10 protein-coding genes are annotated in these 22,646 nt (G+C 48.5%); 6 read left to right on the forward strand and 4 right to left on the reverse strand.

The window, feature by feature from the left end; all coding sequences use genetic code 11:
• A partial coding sequence (locus tag BMW71_RS22670) for an MBG domain-containing protein (protein WP_244891286.1) occupies window positions 1-5,492 on the reverse strand: 5,492 nt, incomplete at its 3' end.
• Window positions 5,493-5,568: 76 nt separating this feature from the next.
• A complete protein-coding gene (locus BMW71_RS22675) occupies window positions 5,569-6,111 on the reverse strand; it encodes a phage tail protein (protein WP_218145626.1) in 543 nt (180 codons plus the stop codon).
• A 593-nt stretch (window positions 6,112-6,704) separates the two neighbouring features.
• Between BMW71_RS22675 and BMW71_RS22685 the strand changes: the two genes are divergently transcribed.
• Entirely contained in the window at window positions 6,705-7,313 is a 609-nt protein-coding gene (locus BMW71_RS22685) for a peptidylprolyl isomerase (protein WP_092178831.1), read from the forward strand.
• Between the two features lie 26 nt (window positions 7,314-7,339).
• Here the strand turns inward: BMW71_RS22685 and BMW71_RS22690 are convergent, their stop codons facing one another.
• Window positions 7,340-8,122, reverse strand: a complete 783-nt coding sequence (locus BMW71_RS22690) for an SDR family NAD(P)-dependent oxidoreductase (RefSeq protein WP_092178832.1) — start codon at window positions 8,120-8,122, stop codon at window positions 7,340-7,342.
• Window positions 8,123-8,189: 67 nt separating this feature from the next.
• Complete coding sequence (locus BMW71_RS22695) at window positions 8,190-9,116, reverse strand: NAD-dependent epimerase/dehydratase family protein (RefSeq protein WP_092178833.1); 927 nt, start codon at window positions 9,114-9,116, stop codon at window positions 8,190-8,192.
• A 179-nt stretch (window positions 9,117-9,295) separates the two neighbouring features.
• Here BMW71_RS22695 and BMW71_RS22700 point away from each other — a divergent pair, with 179 nt between their 5' ends.
• The 5 genes from BMW71_RS22700 (at window position 9,296) to BMW71_RS22720 (ending at window position 22,626) form a co-directional block, all read left to right on the forward strand.
• Window positions 9,296-11,134, forward strand: coding sequence for a 3-keto-disaccharide hydrolase (locus BMW71_RS22700; RefSeq protein WP_092178834.1), 1,839 nt, complete (start codon window positions 9,296-9,298; stop codon window positions 11,132-11,134).
• Window positions 11,135-11,154: 20 nt separating this feature from the next.
• Window positions 11,155-13,095, forward strand: coding sequence for a hypothetical protein (locus BMW71_RS22705; RefSeq protein ID WP_092178853.1), 1,941 nt, complete (start codon window positions 11,155-11,157; stop codon window positions 13,093-13,095).
• Window positions 13,096-13,900: 805 nt separating this feature from the next.
• Complete coding sequence (locus BMW71_RS22710) at window positions 13,901-17,089, forward strand: SusC/RagA family TonB-linked outer membrane protein (RefSeq protein WP_092178835.1); 3,189 nt, start codon at window positions 13,901-13,903, stop codon at window positions 17,087-17,089.
• Window positions 17,090-17,116: 27 nt separating this feature from the next.
• A complete protein-coding gene (locus BMW71_RS22715; RefSeq protein WP_092178836.1) occupies window positions 17,117-18,892 on the forward strand; it encodes a RagB/SusD family nutrient uptake outer membrane protein in 1,776 nt (591 codons plus the stop codon).
• Between the two features lie 224 nt (window positions 18,893-19,116).
• Window positions 19,117-22,626: a VCBS repeat-containing protein gene (locus BMW71_RS22720; protein WP_244891287.1), complete on the forward strand. Its 3,510-nt coding sequence runs from the start codon at window positions 19,117-19,119 to the stop codon at window positions 22,624-22,626.
• Window positions 22,627-22,646 lie beyond the last annotated feature (20 nt).

Genomic DNA, 22,646 nt, shown 5'->3' on the forward strand with positions numbered 1-22,646 from the left:
CTGCCCACATCTTCGCCGGGTTCTCGACTTAGCGCTCCGGTAAGTAGCGACTCGTCCTCCCCATTTACAAATCCGCTGCTGCTAAAGGTAAAGGTCGGATCGGATTCGCCGTAGGTTTTACTTTGACTGGCGTTGGCGGAAACGCTAAGTGTTTGTTGATTGATGGCAAAGTTGGCCGGGGTAAAGTCTACCGTGTAGTTTCCACCGGCACTTAGGTCACCCAGTGTCAGTGCATAGCTGCCCACATCTTCGCCCGGCTCGCGGCTTAGTGCACCCGTTAGTATGGATTCGTCCTCCCCATTTACAAAACCGCTGCTGCTAAAGGCAAAGGTCGGATCGGATTCCCCATAGGTCTTGCTTTGACCGGGGTTGGCGGAAATGCTGAGTGTTTGTTGATTGATGGCAAAGTTGGCAGGGGTAAAGTCCAGCGTGTAATTTGCGCCGGCACTTAAATCACCCAGGATCAGCGCATAGCTGCCCACATCTTCGCCCGGCTCGCGACTTAGTGCACCCGTCAGTATGGATTCGTCCTCCCCATTTACAAAACCGCTGCTGCTAAAGGCAAAGGTCGGATCGGATTCGCCGTAGGTCTTGCTTTGGCCGTTATCGGCAATAATGCTAAGTGTTTGTTGATTGATGCTAAAGTTGGCCGGGGTAAAGTCCAGCGTGTAGTTTTCACCGGCACTTAGGTCACCTAAAGTCAGTGCATAGCTGCCCACATCTTCGCCGGGTTCTCGACTTAGCGCTCCGGTAAGTAGCGACTCGTCCTCCCCATTTACAAATCCGCTGCTGCTAAAGGTAAAGGTAGGGTCTGCTTGTCCGTAGATTTTGCTTTGACCGGCGTTGGCGGAAATGCTGAGTGTTTGTTGATTGATGCTAAAGTCGGCCGGAGTAAAGTCCAGGGCATAATTTGCGCCGGCGCTCAAATCACCCAAAGTCAGCGCATAGCTGCCGACATCTTCGCCAGGTTCTCGACTTAGTGCACCCGTCAGTATGGATTCGTCCTCCCCATTCACAAAACCGCTGCTGCTAAAGGCAAAGGTCGGATCGGCTTGACCGTAGGTTTTGCTTTGGGCTGCATCTGCGGTGATGCTGAGTGTTTGTTGATTGATAGTAAAGTCGGCCGGAGTAAAGTCCAGCGTGTAGTTTCCACCGGCAGTTAGGTCACCTAAAGTCAGTGCATAGCTGCCGACATTTTCTCCGGGCTCGCGGCTAAGTGCTCCAGCTACTAGCGTTTCGTCTTCCCCAGTTACAAATCCACTGGAGACAAAGGTAAAGGTGGGATCCACGCTCCCATAGGTTTTGGATAAGCCTTCTGTAGCATCGATGCTCAATGGTTTCGGATTAATATTGGCACTACCGGTTGGGGCACCGGAAAGTGTCAGCGTGTACTTATCGGCATCTGCACCACTTAAGGCTGCCGATACGATGGACACGGGTTTGCTGGCTCCGCTTTGGGCAGTGGCAAACGCCACTACCAGGTCGGTGAGTTGTACGTCATCTCCTGTCTGTGGACTGAGTAGCTCCAGGTTGTTGCTAAGTAGCACCGCCTGTACCGTTCCGTCGTAGGTTTTGTCTGTGGCCTGGAAGGTGCCTCCCAGGGTAAGTTCTTGTTTTTCGGTGGTAAAGCTTGTTTCCGTACCAAAGGCAGTACCTGCGGCGTTGGTAGCAAAAGCTCTGACATAATACAGGGTATTGGGGTCCAATCCGGATACCGTGGAGGAAAAGACACCTGTACCGGTACCCATGCTGACTTTTTGGTCCGTCAGGTCTGGATTTCCCGACGTATTGAGAACAATCCCTCGTTCGGTTACCGAACTGAATTGGTCATTTTCCACCTCGCCTCCCAGCGATGCAGCGTCGAATGCGATGCTGGCTGGAGTCGTTGTGGTGACCACAGGAAGGGCAAAGACGGGGCCGAGGTAGGCGGATTTCACGGGGGTACCCGCATTGTTTCCATCGGATGGAGTGACTTCAAAACTGATAAAATGGCCCAGATAGCCGGAAAGCAGGTTCAACGCCTGTCCGTTTTCACCGGTAATTGGTGTCTCGTTACTTCCCAGCGCGTCGTCTGCCTGCCACCATTGAAAGGTACTTCCGGTCTCTGCGTCGTTTTCGGTATCGCTATAGGTATAGGTGCCCGTCAGGCTTTCACCAACAGCTGTCGTGCCGGAGGTACTTACTCCTGAAGCGACCGGAGGAGCATTGGGAGCGTTTACCTGGATGGATAGATCGCTGGTTGCTAGCAGGGATCCTCCGGTACCGGTATTTCCCTGATCATCGACTTGAATGGAGAGCACCGCTTCCCCGACAAAACCGCTCGTACTGGTGAAAACCAATCCATCCAGCGCGTTATTTATGTCGGTCAGGTTTCCAGTGAATTCCATGGAAGAATCACCAGCGCCTGTGCCCGTTAAGAAGGTTAATCCGGTGGTCATTGCCAGATCCAGGCTGCCGTTTGTCACAGAAAGTTCCACAAGTAAGGCATTGGCTCCCGCGTCTGGATCGCTTACAGCAATTTCGTTACCGCCAGCGTTGCTAAATGTAAGGGCTTGGTCGGAGACCGTTGTTTCGTTGGCCGGAAGGGCGAGTTCCGGCGCATCGTTGACGGCTGTCACGGGTATGGATAGGTTATTGGTTCCGTTTGCCAGCACGGATAGGCCTCCATTTGCATCTTCCACGACAATGGAAACAATTCTTTCTGTTTCGGTCCCCCCCAGTGTGGGGTCGTCCGAGGTAGAGCGAAAGGCCAACCCTCGGAGTATTTCGGTCAGGGCTGCTGCGGTGGAGGTACCCGTCAGTTCCAACGTGTTATCGTCTACTTCCTGTAAGGTAAAGGGAGAGGGATCTCCGAGACTCAGCTCATCGCCTGTGATTTTTCCAGAACCTTCAAACCGGATGGCGGCACGAACGAGTTGGTCCCCGTCTGCGTCGCTTGCCACGATGCTTTCTGCAATCAAAACGTTAGCGGCATTTTCCAGGTAGGCAGGCGCTGTTAGGGGGTCCGGACTAACCTCAGGAACGGTATTGATAAACTTAGTCACTTGTGCGGTGGCATCTGCTCCTGTATTTCCGGATAGGTCGGTCAGTGAAACCGTTAGAACGACTAGTCCGTTTGGCAGGCTTGTAAGGTCGATTCCTGACACTTGTTCGGTGGTGCTACCGATTGTACCCGAGCCTGTCACGGGAGTGCCGCCACCGGAACTCGCAAATGAAAACGAATAATTCGTCCCCACTTCGGCCCCGGCGAAGGTAAACCCAATCTGATCCTGGTTTGAAGCGCCGATTTCGGCTTGATCGATGGTGACCGAATAGCCTGTAGGCGCTTCCGTATCCAGGCAAAAATCAAAATTATCCAGGGCCAGGTAGGCAAAGGAACCGCCAACTTCCAGAACCAATTCATCAACGAAGTTGCCGGAATAGTCGGATGCCCCGTCGGTTGAAAAATCCAGGCTAAAGAATCCACCGGTGCTGCCAAAGGAGGTGGGGAAGCCCGTATTTTTTTGGATGGTATAGACCGTAGTACCATCCAATTTTCCGGTAACTGTCAGCGAGCCATCGTTGGTAGGCGTCACTCCGGAGGCAAAGGAGGAGAGGTAAAGGCTGATTTTGCTCAGGGTTACGGGCGTTCCGCTGACTTGTACCGTATAGGGGCCGGTACCGGAGGATTCGAGAAATTTCGCGGATCCATTGGCTCCAAACCCAATCCGGTTTTTTAACGCCCAATTACCGGATAGGCCAAAGGTCTTTCCATTTCCGCTAAAACTTACGGCTCCATCTGTTTCATCCTCAAAAGACTCGGAAAAGCAAGCCCCAACCAAATGGATTTGTCCGTTGACGTACTCTAGCGGACCCGTGTTACCGAGCGCATCGGCAACATCCGTTCCACTCTTTAGACGTAGTTGAAGCGAACCTTCACCAGAAATACCTGTGATCGTTACCTGATAGCTGCTACCGCTGCCAGTAAGTTGATTTAAAGTACCGGTGGCGCTTCCGGTAGTGACCAATGAAAAATCATCCAGGCTCAGGTTAAAGGCGTTTTCATCAAAAATGACAGAAAAGTCGATGGAACTGGCGGTGCTGCTGGGGCTTCCGTCTACCAGTATGCGCTGCACAGCCGGCGCTGCCGTATCGGTGTCGGGTACTGCTGCACAAAAGTTAATATTGTCAATCAGCAATTGTTGGAATCCATCGGCAATGGTAAATTCCACCTCGTCAACATTTGTATTTCTAAAATTTGTTGTTCCGTCGGTGGAAAAATCGAGTGTAAAAAACCCGCCATTTAGCGTGGCATCGACCGGAAACCCGGTGGTTTTAAGGATGGTAAATACAGCGACTCCATTTTTTTTACCTGTGACGGTCAGTGTGCCGCTTCCGGTAGGATTATCTCCGTTGGAAAGATCGGACAGAAACAGGTCGATGGTATTCAACGTGAAAAAGCTACTAGAACTGATGGAAAAGCTTCCGGGATTGTCCGTGTTTTTTATAAACCGATTGGAATTCCCGGCACCAAAACCCAGTCGGCTTTCTACCTCAAGCCCCGTTCCCAGGGAAAAAGACAACCCATTGCTGGAAAAAGTGGTGCTTCCATCCGGAGCACTCTCCAGAATTTCAGTAAAACAGGCGCTGACGGTGTGGGTATTTCCAGTGGTGAATGCGGGAACGCCTCCCGTGTTGTCTGCATTGGTGATATTGGTACCCCCTTTGAGATCCAATCGAATAAAGCCCTCACCGCTGATGCCGGTTGCGGTTACCTGGTAACTATTTCCCGAACCGCTAATTGCGGAAAGTGTTCCGGCGGTACCAGAGGTTGTCAATAGAAAGTCATCCAAACTGACATTGAGGGCAATTTTTGAAAAATTGACCGTGAAGCTCACCGTTGTTGCGGTGGTGGGAGGGGCTCCGTTTACGCTGATACCTGTAACCACGGGAGGATCTTCGTCCAACGGGGAAAAGGGTGATCCGGTCGTAACCTGATCGAGAAAGAAATAAATGTCGTCGGCATTGATCCGCACCTCGTCCACATCGTAAAAGTCCGGGTCGTTGTCAAACGTCTTCAGGCCATTGGTGGCTGAATTAAAGTCAATCGCTTTAGCCGCACCGATCGGGTTTCCTGCTTTGTAGGCACGGATGGTACCCGAAGTGGAAGCGCCCACACCGCCCTCCTGAAGAAAAATGCTTATAAATTGAAAGGAAGAGCCATCCGTTTTGCGAATGCTCCATTGCTGAATGCCGTTAGGGTTGAGGTTCGAGTCATTCAATGCCACGCTGCCCATAAATCCATCGTTTTGGGTGGCTTTTATCCCGGAGTTGACCGTGGCACTGGAGGTTTTTGTGACAGAAAATCGCAGACCGCTGTTGTCATAGGTCTCTCCAAACGTTCCTATGTAATTGGTAATTTCATTGAATGTTACCGTCGTTTGTGCCGTTACTAGCTGGCAACCAAAAAAAGATAAGGTTAGAACAAGCAGGTGCTTTAAAAGTGTCTTCATGGTCGTAAAAAGAATAATTGTTCGTTCGAAAAAGAATTCCCCGAAAAAACGATCGGGGAATTCTCTCAAGCATTTTCTAGCTTCGGGAAGGGTAGATTCCCTGGGTACAGATGATGAAATTTATCCCGGTAAAGGGAGGCGTATGGTCAAATGGCTGGCTTTGTCCTGCCACACCAATGGCTTGTGGACTCATGGTGGTATTGGCACCGCTGTCGTATGCGTTTACTGCTACGGGTGGATTGGATCGGTCTATTTGAACCTCGCTTAACGCAGGAAAGGCATTTTGAGGACTATTGGTATTTCCTGCGGCACTGTTGGCAACAAGGGGATGATTGTGTGCGGGCATATTTGCGACCGAAAGGGTAGTGCTCTCCCGACCCGCCATTTCTCCGAGGGTCCGAGTTGAAAGTCCGGGTCCCTGACCCGGCCCCATGGGTACCCGCCCTCGGAGGTCCGGTAAAGCGAAGGTATTTCGGCCATCTCCACCATAGGTCGTACCCAGGATCGAGAAGAGGGCCGAATTTTGGCTGATGGATAAAAGTTGACCATTGCAGAGGGCATACCCCCTGGGAGCGAAGTTACCGGCGAACATTTTGATTGTGCCCATTAGTTCTTCCATGATTCTAAATTGAGTTTTGGTTGATGATTGAAATAAAATATGAATAAATACCGTGAATTAGAAAGTAAATGAACGGTAACCAAAGGTAAATTAAAATAATAATATTTCTAGTCGATGAATTCGCTATATTTCAATAGCTTACGTTACTATACATGAAAAAGCTTTTCATATAAATTAAAACGCTTGATATACTGAAAAAAATTTAAATAATTCATATTAATCGTGAATTTAAGACAGCCGTTGTCTATAAGTTTTGCCAATTCACACGTTGGCAGAATAAAATAAGTATTGAAAAAATTTAACGTAGGCAAATATGGATTTCCCTCCTTCCAGCCTTCTGCTGGAGTCCTTTTTGCGAAAGAGGAGGGTCTGCCCGACGCATAATTCGCACCCTTATTGAGTAGAAGTATGTTTGATAGGATCGAATTCCTTGTAAATGACAAACCTTTTGCAGATTTTTGAAAAGGCCAAATACAGGCAAGGGTTGCAGCAATCAAGGCATGGAATCGCATGTAAGGAATAAACTATGGCACAAAATCGGGCATGCCTGAGGCAGACAGGCATAGGGTCATTAAAAGGCAAGATAAAATTCTATGAAAAATACGAACGGTGTAAAATCTGGAATTGCATCAAAAGCGGCGCTGTTGCTGTTAGTGGTGTTGGCTTTGGTTCGGGTTGGCTTTTGCCAGGATTCTCTACATGTCGTCGTCCATACGGAATTGGGCGAAATTCAAATCGAGCTTTTTCCGGATTGCGCTCCGATTACGGTGGCCAATTTTATGGCATATGTAGCTTCCGATGCCTATTCTTACTCCCATTTTTTCAGGGTGTGCAACGCGAGAAATGAAGCTGAACGGGAAATTCGTATCGAAGTGATTCAGGGAGGAGACGTACCCGATAGTCTGCTTCGCGTTCCTATTCAGTTAGAGACCACGAAACAGACCGGACTTTTACACAAAGATGGAACCGTTTCCATGGCCCGGTCCGAACCGAACAGCGCACAGAGTTCGTTTTTTATATGCATTGGCGATCAGCCGGAATTGGATTTTGGTGGAAAAAGAAATCCGGATGGCCAGGGATTTGCGGCCTTTGGAAAGGTAATTCGCGGGATGGACGTGGTACGACGCATCCAACAACTCCCCGACCAGGACCAATACTTGCTGGATCCCGTAGCAATTCGTTCGATCAAACGTCTGGAATAGGGGAAGGTGTACCCTTACCGGGTAGCTTATTTTGCCGTCCATCCTCCATCCACCGTGAGCATGCTACCGGTGGTGTAGCTTGCTGCATCGCTGGCCAAATACAGGGCGGCACCCTGTATTTCCTTTAGCTCGCCCCAGCGCCCAAGGGCCGTAGCGCCGATGATAAAATCCCGGGTCGCCGGATCATCCGCTACGGGTATATTCATTTCGGTTAAGAAGGGCCCCGGGCAAATGGCATTTACATGGATGCCAAAAGGAGCCAATTCGATGGCCAGGGCCCGGGTCATTTGCACGACGGCCCCTTTGCTAGCCGTGTAGGGCGTACGGTTTGCAAGACCTACCAAGCCCAGGGTGCTCGCCAAATTGATGATCTTTCCGGATTTTCGCGCTTTCATCGAGGGGATAACGGCCTTGTTGCACAGCCAGGTGCCGGTTACGTTGACGGACTGTACCTGATTGAAGGATTCCAGGCTAAGTTCGTCAATGGCCCCGCGAATGTTGATTCCTGCGCTGTTGATCAACACATCGATCTGGCCAAAATGCTCCAGCGCCTGGGCAGCCATGGCCTCGGTTTCTTCTTCTTTGCTAATATCCGCCGCAAAGGAAAGGGCCCGTATGCCAAACGCTTCGGATAAGACAGCAGCGGCTTTTTCTCCATCAGCTGCATTCCGGTTGACCAACAGAACATCTGCCCCAGCCGAAGCCAGCCCGGCTGCCATGGCCAGGCCCAATCCCTTTGATCCTCCAGTAACGATGGCTTTTCTGTTGCTTAAATCAAAAAGTTTGATTCCTGGTAGTCTGTCTTTCATAACGAAGGGGGTAACGAGTGAATGGTAGGGAAAGAAAAGAGGTGCCTTCTTGCACCTTGCGGTTGGATTAATCCCTGTCGAGGCAGGCCTCCAAACCGGCTTCGATGGAAGTAGGTTGCAATCCGTATGCCGATTCAATTTTGCTGCTGTCGAAACAATAATCTTCATCGAGCTGGTACCTAAGTTCCTTGATCTCCTGCATCAGTGGCATAAATAGGGCCAGCAACCCGATGGCCCAGGCGGGTAGCACCTGAATTTTATCGGGTTGATCCAACTTCGACCCCAGAAATGTAGCAATTGTCTGCGCAGAGGGGTAGGCCTTGGCGGTAGGCAGGTGCCATACCTGATTCCAGGCATCTTCCTGTACTGCGAGAAAAGCAGTCGCTTCTACCGCGTCGGGAATAAAGGTAAAGGAGTGTTTTTTGTCCTTGTTGTACATCCATTGGGGCTGTTTGCCCTTTTTCATGCGGTTAATAATGGTTTCGTGTACCATACTGGATGTTGCTCCCGGCCCGTAAAAATCGGCCGCACGAACGATCATGGCCGTTAGTTGCCCCTGGGCGATTTCATCCAAAATCAATTGGGCAATGGCCGCCCGCACAGCCCCTTTTCTGCTTTTCGGTCGGATAGGCGTAGCTTCATGCAAGGCGCCCACCTCGGCGGGGTCGTAGGCATACATGTTGTCAAAGAAAACCAATCTGGATCCATGGGTTTTGCAGGCTGCAATCACGTTTTTCATGATTATTGGCCATTGCTGTTCCCAAACTTTTGCCCGGTAGGTGATCCCGGCTACCAGATAGGTAATGGTAGAGCCCCTTACCGCTTCGTTCACCTCGCCAGCCTCTAATAAATCGGCTGTAACCAACGCTTCCTTGCCAGTAATTGGCTTGGGATGCCGGCTTACCAGGCGGACCGAAAGGGAGGATTCTGCCAGCTTACTGGTCAGACCGGCACCAATATTGCCACCGGCTCCTAAAATCGTATGTACCTTCATTGTGCTTTTTTAACGGTATGTCGACAAAATTAATAAAATTACCGATAAACCAATGAAATTGGGCCAAATCGAGCACTAACGGGCATTTTCAAAAAAGCACATTGGGTTATTTTTTTCCAATAAAAAAGCTACTTTTGTCGCCTGTATATTCGTATCACGTTGGTTTTAATCCATACGCTATGGCCCATTTCCGAAGCATTCGTTCCATGATCGGTGGAATAGTATTATTGCTTTTTCTCGTTCCTTCGGCATTCAATGCAGCCGCTCAGGACACCGTTTCCTTTACCGATCTCGAGGCTTTTGAAAAACCCGGCAAAACCTGGCAGGTAGCGGGCGATGTCATCGCAGATCTATCAGAAAAAGGAAGACTGGATATCATCGATGGATCCGGCGTATTGGTGAATCTCCCCACGGATAAAGATAATGGGCGGGATTTGTTCACGAAAGCGACCTATGGGGACCTGGACCTGGAAGTAGAGTACCTGGTGGCTAGTGGCGCCAATTCGGGAATTTACCTACAGGGAATGTACGAGATCCAAATCCTTGATAGCTGGGGTATAACGACGCCACGCGCCGCTGACAATGGAGGTATTTACGAGCGCTGGGACGAGCGCCAACCGGAAGGTCAAAAAGGCTATCAGGGATATGCACCCCGGCAGAACGCCAGTAAGGCGCCCGGTTTGTGGCAAACGCTTTCGGTATCCTTCCGGGCACCCAGATTTGATGCCGCTGGAAAGAAAATAGAAAATGCCCGGATTTTATTTGTGAGATTAAATGGGGTGACCATACACGAGGACGTGGAGCTTTTCGGGCCAACCCGGGGAGCCATGGCTGCGGAGGAAGTGAGCCGTGGACCCCTGCGCATACAGGGAGATCATGGTACGGTGGCATTTCGCAACCTTCGGATAACCGCTTTTGATAACCCAGCTCCGGAACTACGTGATTTGTCCTATGCGTTGTATCGCGGAAAGTTTGACGCGGTACCTGATTTTACCGCATTGCAGGCAACTAAATCCGGTAGTTTGAAAGCACTTACGGCCTCAATGGCTGGCGATGCAGGTCAGTTTGTGATTCGGTACCGTGGCCAGTTAGACGTGCAAACGGCAGGAAACTACTCTTTTCAGTTCAATTTTCCAGGAGGAAGCGGAAACGTGTCCATCAACGGAAAAGAAGTAGGTGCTTCCGGCGGAGCAAATCTTTCGGCGGAGATGTATTTGGAGGCAGGAAGGCATGCATTTGACCTGGCTTATCTCAAAGTTCAGGATTGGATGGCGGCCCATTTGGGTGCGGAAATTGCCGGTCCGGGCATCCGTCCGGTGACGCTCTCGGATCAGTCACTTTTGGGAACAAGGGGCCCGGACCCCATACTGGTGGATCCCAACGAACGGCCGGTCCTGCGAAGTTTCATGGATATACCGGGTAGCTACCGGGTCACCCATGCCGTATCCGTAGGCTCGCCGCAGCAGGTGAATTATACCTACGACATGGATCACGGAAGTCTGGTGCAGGTTTGGACCGGTGGGTTTCTAAATGCGACCCCTATGTGGCACAGCCGGGGCGACGGTTCTTCCCGACCGATGGGCGCAGTCGTCCACCTGGGTACACCCGCCCTGAGTCTGGCGCGGTTAGGTTCTCTCGAGGAAGTATGGCCTTCCGATACACTGGGAAGTAAGTTTCGAACAAACGGATACCGGGTAGGTACCGAGGCCCATGATTTGCAATTTTTGTACGAAGCGTTTGACCTGCAGGTGGAAGATTCGCTGGAGCCGTTAGAGGACCGGAAAGGCATTCGACGAATCCTGCACTTGACCGGGTCGCTCGAAAACACGTACCTCCGCCTGGCCGTTGCAGATCAAATCACCGATCTCGGAAAAGGCTTATTTCTGGTTGGAGACAAGGCGTATTACCTGAAGCTTGGCGGAGATAGTGCATTGCTTCCTGCAATACGTAGCAGTGAAGGGCAGCAGGAATTATTGATTCCGGCGAAGGAAAACATCGCGTATACTTTATGGTTTTGAATACGATGGTAACAAGTACGATGAAACGAATAAAAAATTCAATGGCGCTGCTGGTTCTGGCTTCCCTAACCTGGTTATTTTTTCTGCCCGCATTCGGTCAGGAATCGCCCATGGAGGAGGATTATTTCAAGATTTTGCGGGTGGGCGCTCCCGAGGGCCTCTTGTTGGAAGTGGGGGGCTTAACGGTCTTACCAAACGGAAACCTGGGTGTGGCTACCCGAAGAGGCGATGTGTATGTGGTGGAAAACCCGGGCAGTCAGCGGCCTTATTTTAGAAAATTTGCTTCGGGCTTGCACGAAATCCTGGGATTGGTTTACCGGGACGGCGCGTTTTATTGTTCCCAACGGGGAGAATTGACCAAGCTAGAGGATACCGATCAGGACGGCCGAGCGGATCGGTATACAACCGTTTTTAGTTGGCCGGTATCGGGCCATTACCACGAATACAGCTACGGACCCGTGATGGACGAAGCGGGGAATTTCTATGTCTCCGGCAACGTGGCTTTTGGAAACGAGGAATGGTGGAGAGGGGAAAGCCGGGTGCCCTTTAGAGGCTGGATCATGAAAATCAGTCCGGATGGCAACATGGAGCCCTGGGCGACGGGGATGCGCTCTCCTGCCGGGCTGGGCTACATAGATGGCAAGCTTTTTTATACCGAAAACCAGGGGGATTACATGGCATCCGGAGGGATTTGGCACATCCAAAAGGGCTCTTTTTCCGGGCACCCGGCAGGGCTTACCTGGGCGGGGCTGGAAAATTCTCCTGTGGCCCTTAGCGCAGAAGAGTTTCACGCCGTGGTGGATCCCCGAAAGGTCAAAAACGCACAAGGGCGGTATATCAAGCCAGAAAATATCGTCGACGAAGATTTCCTGACCCTGTACCAGGCGAAGGAACGCTTGCCGCAAATTACCCTTCCTGCCGTTTGGTTGCCTTATGGCATTCACGGCATTTCCACATCGGAGCCAATTAAAATCCCGGCGGGTAAGTTTGGTCCGTTTTCCGGGCAGCTGTTGGTAGGAGATCAGGGACAAAGTAAAATCATGCGGGTAATGATGGAGGAAGTAAACGGGGTTTTGCAAGGGGCGTCCATTGATTTCAGAAGTGGCTTTCGGTCGGGCGTGATGCGCATGGCCTGGGGCTTGGATGGCTCCTTGTTTGTGGGAGAGACCAACCGGGGTTGGGGTTCTGCAGGGGATGCAAACGAGGGCCTGGAGCGGCTGGTATGGAATGGAGAGGTACCTTTCGAAATACGGGACATCAAGGCGATGCCGGACGGATTTGATATCCGGTTTACGCTCCCCGTTGATCCCCTCACGGCAAAAAATCCGGATGCTTACAGTGTAGAGACATTTACCTATAAATACCACCCCGTCTACGGTAGTCCTCCGGTAAGCAATGAAATGGCAAAGGTTGAGGGTGTACAGCTTTCAGCCGATGGCATGGGGGTACGCTTGAAAATTACTGGCTTGAAGCGATACCACATTCATCACATTCGATTGGATGGAATTCGCGAACGAGATCGTGCTCATGCCTTGGTTCATCCGGCTGCGTACTATACCTTGAATGAAGTACCGGCGGGTATGCCGCTGCAGGCGAATGACATGATTGCTTTTGCATCCCCCTCCCAATCGGCCCCTGCACAACCGGCGACAGGGTCAGCGGTCCCGGAGGCCGTGCCTGTTGCGGATGGTGGTGCTTCGGAGGTACCGGACGAAGCGTTGGTTAGCTCCTTGCTTTCGAAGTATACCTGTATCGCCTGTCACAACAAAGATAGCAGGCAGGTAGGACCGGCGTATAAGGATGTAGCGAAGCGAAAGTATACCGCAGCGGAGATTGTGGAGTTGATCTATACGCCCAGACCGGAAAACTGGCCGGATTATGCCACCCCTATGCCGCCGATGCCGCATGTTCCGGAGGCCGATGCGTTAAAGATCGCTCATTGGATCAATTCGTTGGATTAATTTACCACCAAATAGAAGCAGCGTTTAATTTTCCGATATCGTCGCTTCGAGTCATTTCATGGGTTTATGATATTCTTCTAGCGGTCACTTGCCTAACTGTCCGGTAGGCAGGCTCAATTTCGTGTGTCTTTAATGTTTTTAACAGTCAGATGCCTGTTCCGATCGGAATAGGGAGAATCGTTGCCTGCTTACCTCCCTACCAAATAGAAGCATCCTACTGTGAGACACAGTTTTCACGCTTGATTTTAAGGGTTAGTTACATTTATCGAAATGTTGAGTTCCCAAAATTTTATTTTAGAACTAAATTATAAGCGAATCAAAATTTATATTTATTGGTTAAAAATTGTATTATTATTCTTTTTTTAAGATATTTTTCCTTTTTTTATAATTATTCATAACAAATCAAAGAATATGTGCCCATTTTAGTCCTGCATTTTTTCTTTAAAATATTATGGGCTTATTTCTTTTTCTTTTTTCTGAAAAATTGTAACATTGCTAAAACATTTAAAAGAAAACGAAGGTTCTACCTTAGTATATAAATGTTCGTAAACCCTAATCTAACCTATATGTTGTATAACACGAATGCTTATTTTTTTGAATTACAGAAATCAATAGTTTCGAATGCCATCTTTGGAACTGTGTCAGGGAAGCTAAGCACTAAGTTTCTCTCAACAACTTAATTTCTAAACAAACATGCCTGATTGAGCAAGGGTAGTATTTTGTCCAATACCTATCCAAACAGGTTTGTTTATTACAAATTATTTTCAATTCAATTCAATTCACAATTTAACCTATCAATTTGCTTATGTTAAAAATGTACAAATTTTGCAGTTTGGTGCTGTTTTTATTACTTGCGAGTACGGTATTCGTATTTGGCCAAGTAGAGATAACAGGAACCGTTTCAGACGACTTGGGGGAGCCCTTACCGGGAGCCGCCGTTTTGGTAAAGGGGACGTCCAATGGCACCGTCACAGATCTCGATGGAAATTACACCATCACGGTACCCGATCAAGACGCCATCTTGGTGTTTTCTTTTTTGGGATTTGATAACCTGGAAGAGCAGGTAGGAAGTAGGACTTCCATAGATGTTCAACTTGAGCAAGGAGTCAGTGGCTTAGATGAAGTGGTTGTGACCGGATATGGATCTCAATCTAGACGAGAGATTACGGGTGCAGTTACTTCTGTCGATTCTGAAGAGCTGTTATCGATACCAGCAACTACTTTTGCGCAGCAATTGCAGGGTAGAGCAGCTGGTGTTACTATCGTAAACGATGCCACTCCGGGAGGGGGAGCAACGGTGCGAATTCGGGGCTTTGGTACGATTAATAATAACGATCCATTGTACGTGATCGATGGGGTACCTACTCAAAACCAAGGAAACCTAAACCCGAACGATATCGAATCCATTCAGATTTTGAAAGATGCGTCAGCTGCATCCATTTACGGGTCAAGGGCTGCGAATGGTGTAGTCATTATTACTACCAAAAGAGGAAAAGTAGGAAAACCATCCATATCGTTTGATGCATTCTACGGAACCCAGACGGCTGAAAGAGGTCCAGACCCCTTAAATGCGACCGAATTAGGTGAATACTTGTATTTGGCCAATGTGTATGCTGGAAGAACCCCAAGCCACGGGCAATACACATGGGGACCGAACGGAGAGGTTAGCATACCGGATTACGTTTTTCCAAGCGGTGCTATGGAAGGGGATCCGGGCGTAGATCCTGCGCTTTATGCGTTGGAGCCTGGCAATATTTACCCCATCACCCGAGCATCGGATACCGATTGGTGGGCTGAAACTACCCGCTCGGCACCTATTCAGAGTTACCAGATTACAGCAAACGGTGGCACGGAGAATGGGAGGTACGCTTTATCCTTGAATTACTTTAATCAGGAGGGCATCGTCAACGATATCGGATACGATCGATATTCGGTAAGAGCAAATACTGAATTTAAAGCCTTAAACAACCGGCTTACAATCGGCGAAAATCTTTCTGTGACCGTAGGGAACAGAAAAGGTGGGTTCGGTAATGGTTCTGCAGGGAATAATGCGGAGCAAAATGCGGTATTTAGCTCATCATTGCAACATCCGCTGCTGCCCGTTTACGATATCATGGGTAACTTCGCAGGAAGTCGGGGTGCGAATCTGGGAAATAATTTTAATCCAGTAGCGGTCTTGGCCAGAGCAAAAGATAACCGTAATCTATCGCTTCGTGCCTTTGGTAACGTTTATGCCCAGGTGGACCTGACAGATAATCTGTACGTCCGTTCGAGTTTTGGGGTAGACGCAAATAACAGGAGGGGTAGATTTATTGGCCGACCTCAGCCTGAATACGTTGAAGGTAACTTTGTGAATAGTTCTACCTCTGAAAATGAGTATTCATACCAATGGGTATGGACGAATACCGTAAACTACACCAAGACCTTTAATGATGTTCATGCATTCGATGCGTATCTTGGAATAGAATCGATCAAGGAATTCGGTGAAATTTTTGGTGCAGCCCGACAGCGATTCGCGTTTGAGACCAATCCGATCATATCCTACCTCGATCTTGGTGACCCGAATACAGCGACGAATTTTGGCCGGGTAGTAAATGATTACCGATTGTATTCCCAATTTGGAAAAATAAACTATTCCTACGACGGGAAGTATTTGGTGCAATTCATTTTAAGAAATGATGGTTCGTCTCGATTCCTTGCTGCGTCAAGAAACGCAACCTTTCCTGCCTTCAGTTTGGGTTGGAGATTATCTGACGAGGCTGCAATAGCCGAAGCATTGCCATTCGTATCCGATATGAAACTAAGGTACGGTTGGGGAAAGACAGGAAACCAGCTGATCGGTGATTACAATGCCTATACGACGTATCGATCCAATATCTTTAACGCTGGGTACCCAATAGATGGTTCTACTTCTACCCCAGCATTGGGTTTTGATGCGCAAAGATTTGGTAATCCAAACGCACGATGGGAAACTACCACTTCCAATAACCTTGGATTAGATGTAGAATTTCTTGAGGGCAGGTACTTCTTCGAGTTGGATGTTTGGAATAGGGTGACATCGGATATGCTATTTCAGACTCCGATCAATTATGGACACGGTGACGCTACCGCACCTTTCTTCAATGTAGGTCAAATGACCAACAAGGGAATCGATCTAAACCTCGGACTTAATGATACTGCTATGGGAGGTGAAATACGGTACAGTGTTTCAGCAAACTACTCCATGTATCGAAATAACGTGGATAATTTGGCTGAAAATGAAGATAACGTATTGTTTGGTGCTTCTACCAGAGTACCGTCCGTTACCATTACCCAGTCTGGCTTTCCAATTTCTTCGTTCTTCGGATACAACAACTTAGGAATTTTTCAGACAGAGGAGGAAGTAAACGCACATCCCCCTTACGGAAGCTATAATGCGGTTGGTAAATTTAAGGTAGAAGACGTGAACGAGGACGGTGTTATAACTGACGCCGACCGTACGATTATCGGTAACCCGCATCCCGATTTTGTATACGGGATTAATCTAAATGTTGGGTACAGAAACTGGGACCTAACGTTATTCGGAAATGGTTCGGTTGGAAACGATATATTTAATTACATTAATTATTGGACCGATTTCAATACCTTCCAGGGGAACAAGTCCAAAGCGGCACTTTATGATGCGTGGCAACCAAACAATCCGGGTGGAACACTCCCAATTATGGATGCCAACGATCAGATCAGTAGTCGTCCGTCAAGCTATTTTGTAGAGGACGGTTCCTATTTCAGGTTAAGAAATGCGCAGATAACCTATAACCTTCCAGAAACTCTCTTAAGTAGTTGGGGTATGAGTAGGGCTGCGATTTATTTCCAGGGTCAGAATTTGTTTACTATTACCAAATATACCGGTACGAACCCGGAAATACAGACGGGAAGTAACAATACCGTTGGATTTGATGGGGGATACATGCCCGTCTCCAGAAATCTGATTTTGGGAGTTAATGTCACGTTTTAATTAATCTCAACAAAAAGAAGCAATAACATGAAAAATACATATTTAAAACTAGCTGCTGCTTTGGTATTGGGTGTGTCCACAACCTCCTGTCAAGAGGAATTTTTGGAAACAGTACCCCAAGGACAGTTTAGTACCGTTGGTCTGGAGAATGCGCAAGGTGTCGAGGGTCTTTTATTAGGTGCTTATGCGATGATTGATGGCTACGGTCTTGATGGTCAGTCAGGTTGGAATGGAACCATAGACAATTGGGTTTACGGAGGTGTAGTATCGGACGATGCTTATAAGGGAACGGACGCCGGTGATCAACCTGAGCAGTCTTTTTTGGAAACCTTCGATTTCCAGCCAACAAATTTGCACATAAGGAATAAGTGGAGAGCCGTCTACAAAGGGGTTGCCAGAACGAACGATGTGCTTAATACGCTAAAGGAAGCAGAGGATGTTTCCGACGCCCGTCGAGCTCAAATAGTGGCGGAAGCCAGGTTTTTGAGAGGTTTCTTCCATATGGAGGCCAGAAAAATGTGGCGTAATGTCCCCTATATTGACGACGAAACCTTTGTGTTATCCGATTTGGAAAGTAGTAAAGTTCCTAATGACCAAGAGATTTGGCCGGATATCGAAGCAGATTTTGAGGCAGCCATGAACGTCCTGCCTGAAGTTCAATCTGATCCAGGTAGGCCGACTAAATGGGCAGCACAGGCATTTCTCGCCAAAGCAAAAATGTTTCAGGGTTGGAATCAGTCTACTGGTGAAGCAAATACAGCTGTTTTACAGGAAGCCAAGACCCTTTTGGAAGACATTTTAATGGACGGTCCGTTTGCGTTGACACCTACGTTTGAAGAGAATTTTCTTGTGGGAAGAAGAAATAATGAGGAGTCGATATTCGAGATTCAGTTTTCAATATCCAGCGCCACTACCGCAGCTGCTAACGAGGGCACAACTTTAAATTATCCCTACACAGATCCCTGGGGTTGTTGTGGATTTTATCAGCCCTCTCAAAATTTGGTAAACGCCTATAAGACGTCGGCCAGCGGGCTTCCTTTGCTCGATACGTTCAATGAGGAAGATGTTCCAAATGACCAAGGTTTATCTTGGGATGATCCGTTCGAAGCTTACGAAGGGCCTTTGGATCCACGACTGGACCATACAGTAGGCCGCAGGGATATCCTCTACAAGGGGTATAAAATTCATGGAAGTGATTTTATCAGAGATCAGAACTATGCTGGCCCATATTCTCCTAAAAAGCACGTCGCTGAACCAGAATTTTTTGGTATAGGAGCTAACCCACGCCTTTCAGCAAACAATTACCGTATTATGCGTTTGAGCATGGTAATTCTATGGCTGGCAGAAGCTGAAGTAGAGCTAGGAAATCTAGAGCGAGCACGTGAGTTGGTTAACTTAATCCGAGAACGTGCCGCCAATCCAGCTGGGTACGTACCTAGGGCGATTCAAGGTGCCGAACGAAACGATTTTACCATTGTGGAAGGTGAGCCTGCTGCGAACTACGTAATTTCTACCTACGATGCTCCCTGGACGGATCCAGTGGTGGCACGAAAGGCTGTTCGAATGGAAACCAGGCTTGAATTTGCCATGGAAGGACATCGATTCTTCGATCTCCAGCGATGGGGAATAGCAGCGGAGACGATGAATGAATACCTGGAAGAAGAAGCTACTAAACGTACCTACCTTGGAAACGCTTCCTTCGAGAAAGGGGTTCATGAATATTTCCCTGTACCTTTAGAGGCCATTGAAAGATCTTTTAGAGATGGCTCGCCTACGTTAGTTCAGGATCCTGCATTTGACTAAATAATTTCATTGCACGGGTAATTCAGATAGAAGCTGTCTCATAAATTGAGGCAGCTTCTGTTTTTTTGTTGGGGATGGAAGCATTACTAGTTAAGCTTGATACAGAAGCTTTCATTGGTTTCTTTAGGGTGTTTATTTTTTTATTTGCTTAAGTTGGGGCTGTGTAAAAGTTTGCCTATATTCATTCAATGTGGTTTCTCAAAAAGTCCTTACCTTGTTTTCTTTTGGCTGCAGTCAGTTTTTGTTTCTCCTGCCGGCGGCCTATTGAAGACAAGCTATTCAGGCAGGTATTTTCATCTGAATCTGGCATTTCGTTTTCGAACGATATCGTTGAGTCCGATTCCTTCAATATTCTTACCGAAGAATTTATCTATAACGGCGCTGGTGTGGGTACGGCGGATTTTAACAACGATGGACTTCCCGATTTGTTTTTTGCCAGCAATGCGGTAGCTAACCGGCTCTACATTAATCAGGGAAACCTGCGATTTGAAGACATTTCGGAAAGTGCAGGAATCCAGGCATCCGAAAAATGGTGCACCGGCGTTACCGTCACCGACATCAATGGGGATGGCTGGATGGACCTGTACGTATCCGCGGCCATGAAAAAAGACTCGGTGGACCGAGCAAACCTACTTTTTATCAATCAGGGGCTGGATGCAGACGGCATGCCTTTTTTTACCGAAGAAGCCGAGAAATACGGCCTCAATGAAATGGGATACAGCATGTCGGCTGCTTTTTTTGACTACGACCTGGATGGGGATTTGGATCTGTACGTACTGAATAACCTACTTGTAACCGATCTTCCGGGCGTTTTTCGAGACAAACTGACCGATGGCTCTGCCGGGAATAACGACCGCTTGTACCAAAATAATGGAGACGGTACATTTTCAGACGTAAGCCGGCAAGCGGGAATTCAAATTGAGGGATATGGGCTCGGATTGGCCATTTCGGACATCAACGGAGACGGTTATCCGGATATTTATGTAAGTAATGACTACTTGTCCAATGATCTGCTCTACCTAAACAACCGCGACGGCACCTTTACCAACGAAATCCGGAACTATATTCGTCACCAAAGTCATTTTTCCATGGGGTTGGACGTAGGAGATATCAATAACGACGGACTCCAAGAAATCATCACACTGGATATGTTGGCTGAGAGTAATTTTCGAATGAAAACCACCATCAGTCAGAATTCTTACCAAAAATACGTCAATAACGATCGTTGGGGTTTTGAGTACCAGTACGTTCGGAACATGCTTCACCTGAACAATGGCAACGGGCTGCCCTTTAGTGAGATCGGGTTTTTGGCCGGAGTCTATCAAACGGATTGGAGCTGGTCCCCCTTATGGGCAGACGTGGATAACGATGGATACCGGGACTTACTGATTACCAATGGCTATCCCAGGGACATTACCGATAAGGATTTCACCAACTTCCGCGCTGATTTGGGTTCGGTGGCTACGACCAAAATGTTACTGGACTCCATACCTGTGGTAAAAATCCCCAATTATGGTTTCAGGAATAGGGGGAACCTCACCTTTGAAAATAGCAGCAAAGCCTGGGGAATCGATGTACCCTCTTTTTCAAACGGGGCAGTATATGTAGACCTGGATTTGGATGGAGATCTGGATTACGTGGTCAATAATATCAATCAGGAAGCATTCGTTTTTGAAAATCAACTGTATGATAAGACCGATGAACGTAGGGGAAATTACCTGAGAGTGAAACTTATCGGCAACCCAGACAACCGGCAGGGTTTGGGAGCAAAAGTACGAATTACGCTTGCTGACGGCCAAATCCTCCTGCGGGAGCAATTCACTGCCCGGGGATACATGTCTTCCGTAGAAGAAGTACTTCATTTTGGTTTGGGAAGTGTAACCAATATCGATTCCCTGGAGGTGATTTGGCCCAATGGGCACAGACAGGTACAAAGAAACCTACCGGTCAATCAGGTGTTGCCGTTGGATATTGCAAATGCCCAAAAACCAACCCTTTCGGAGGAAGCCGGTTCGGATACGGCAATGCCCCTGTTGGAGGAAGTAGGCGAAATGATGGGTCTGGCGATTGATCACCGGGAGCGGGATGTGGTGGATTATCACGTACAGCGAACGCTCCCACACAAGCTGTCGCAATTTGGGCCGGGATTGGCTGTAGGAGACATCACCGGAGATGGCCTGGACGACTTGCTTGTGGGCGGAGCAGCAGGCTATCCACGGCAATTACTCTTTCAGGCGAAGGATGGTAGTTTCCGGGTTCAGGATTTCCCACTTGCTTCCGAAAGCCAGATGGAAGACATGGGTTTATTGCTCTTTGATTGGGACATGGATGGGGATCTGGATTTGTACGCCGCTAGTGGGAGCAGTGAATTCGGGCTGGAAAACGAGGTGTATCGGGATCGGCTTTACGAGAACGATGGAAAGGGCAACTTCCGCTTGCTGGAAAATGCACTGCCAGACCTGCGGGAAGTAGGTACCGTCGTGCGGGCTGCGGACGTGAATGGAGACGGCTTTTTGGAGCTTTTTGTGGGAGCCCGATCCGGACAGGGAAAGTACCCCTTGCCGGGGAGAAGCGTTATTTTGAAAAAACAAGGGCAGAAAATGATCGATGTGACCGATAGCCTGGCACCGGGTCTGGCGACCATTGGAATGGTTACCGACGCCTTGTGGACGGATACAGACCAGGATGGACTCGTGGATTTGCTTCTGGTCGGGGAATTTATGCCGGTGACCATCTTCAAAAATACGGGTGGAAAATTAGTAAAACAGGAACATACCGGTCTGGAAGATGCACTTGGGTGGTGGAATGGAATCGTCGCTGCTGATTTTGACGCTGACGGTGATATGGATTATATCGTGGGCAATCTGGGACGAAATAACTTTTACCAGGTCACGGAGGAGCGGCCCTTATCGCTTTTGGCTGCTGATTTTGATAAAAATCAGAGCATTGACCCCATTTTATTCGCGTATTTCAAAAATCAAAACGGCGATTTTGAACAATTTCCCGTGCACTTCTGGCAGGATTTGTACGGGCAGAGTCCCTTGTTTAGAAAACGGTTTTCTACCTACAAATCCTATGGAAGGGCAGGGATGCAAGAGGTTCTGACAGCCGAGGAACTCGATTCAGCCTTGCACCTTAAGGCCAACCACATGGAGAGCAGTTACCTGGAAAACCTTGGCAATGGGCAGTTTTCCGTGCAACCCTTACCGCTATTGGCGCAGGTGGGACCGGTCTACGGAATGGTGGCTACTGACCTGGATGCGGATGGTAGTACCGATGTGTTACTGGTTGGAAATAATTATGGGAACGAGGTGTTTAGCGGTCGACAAGATGCCTTCGTAGGTCTGTGGCTCAAAGGGGATGGGGAAGGAGGGTTTGATCCCGTTTTGCCTTCCGAAAGTGGCTTTTTGGTGCCTGGAGACGGAAAATCCCTGGTGCGGTTGAAAACTTCGGATGAGCGGCTGATCACGTTGGCCGGACAAAACCGAAGCCGTTTATTAGCATTTAGTGAAACCGGGGCTTCGGCTTCTCCGGCGTATTTTTTGCCCCAGACGCTGGATGTTGATGTAGTTTTTCGCCTAACGGGTGACAGGTCAATTCGCAGGGAATTGTACCATGGATCGGGGTTTTTATCTCAGTCTACCCGTTGGCTAGAAATTCCGCGCGATGCGGAAAAAATCGAAGTAATAGACTATTCCGGGAAGGTTCGCACGATACCTGTATCCAGGGAATAACAATAGGAGCTGTAGTGAAG

Source organism: Cyclobacterium xiamenense (assembly GCF_900109255.1).
Lineage (GTDB): Bacteria > Bacteroidota > Bacteroidia > Cytophagales > Cyclobacteriaceae > Cyclobacterium > Cyclobacterium xiamenense.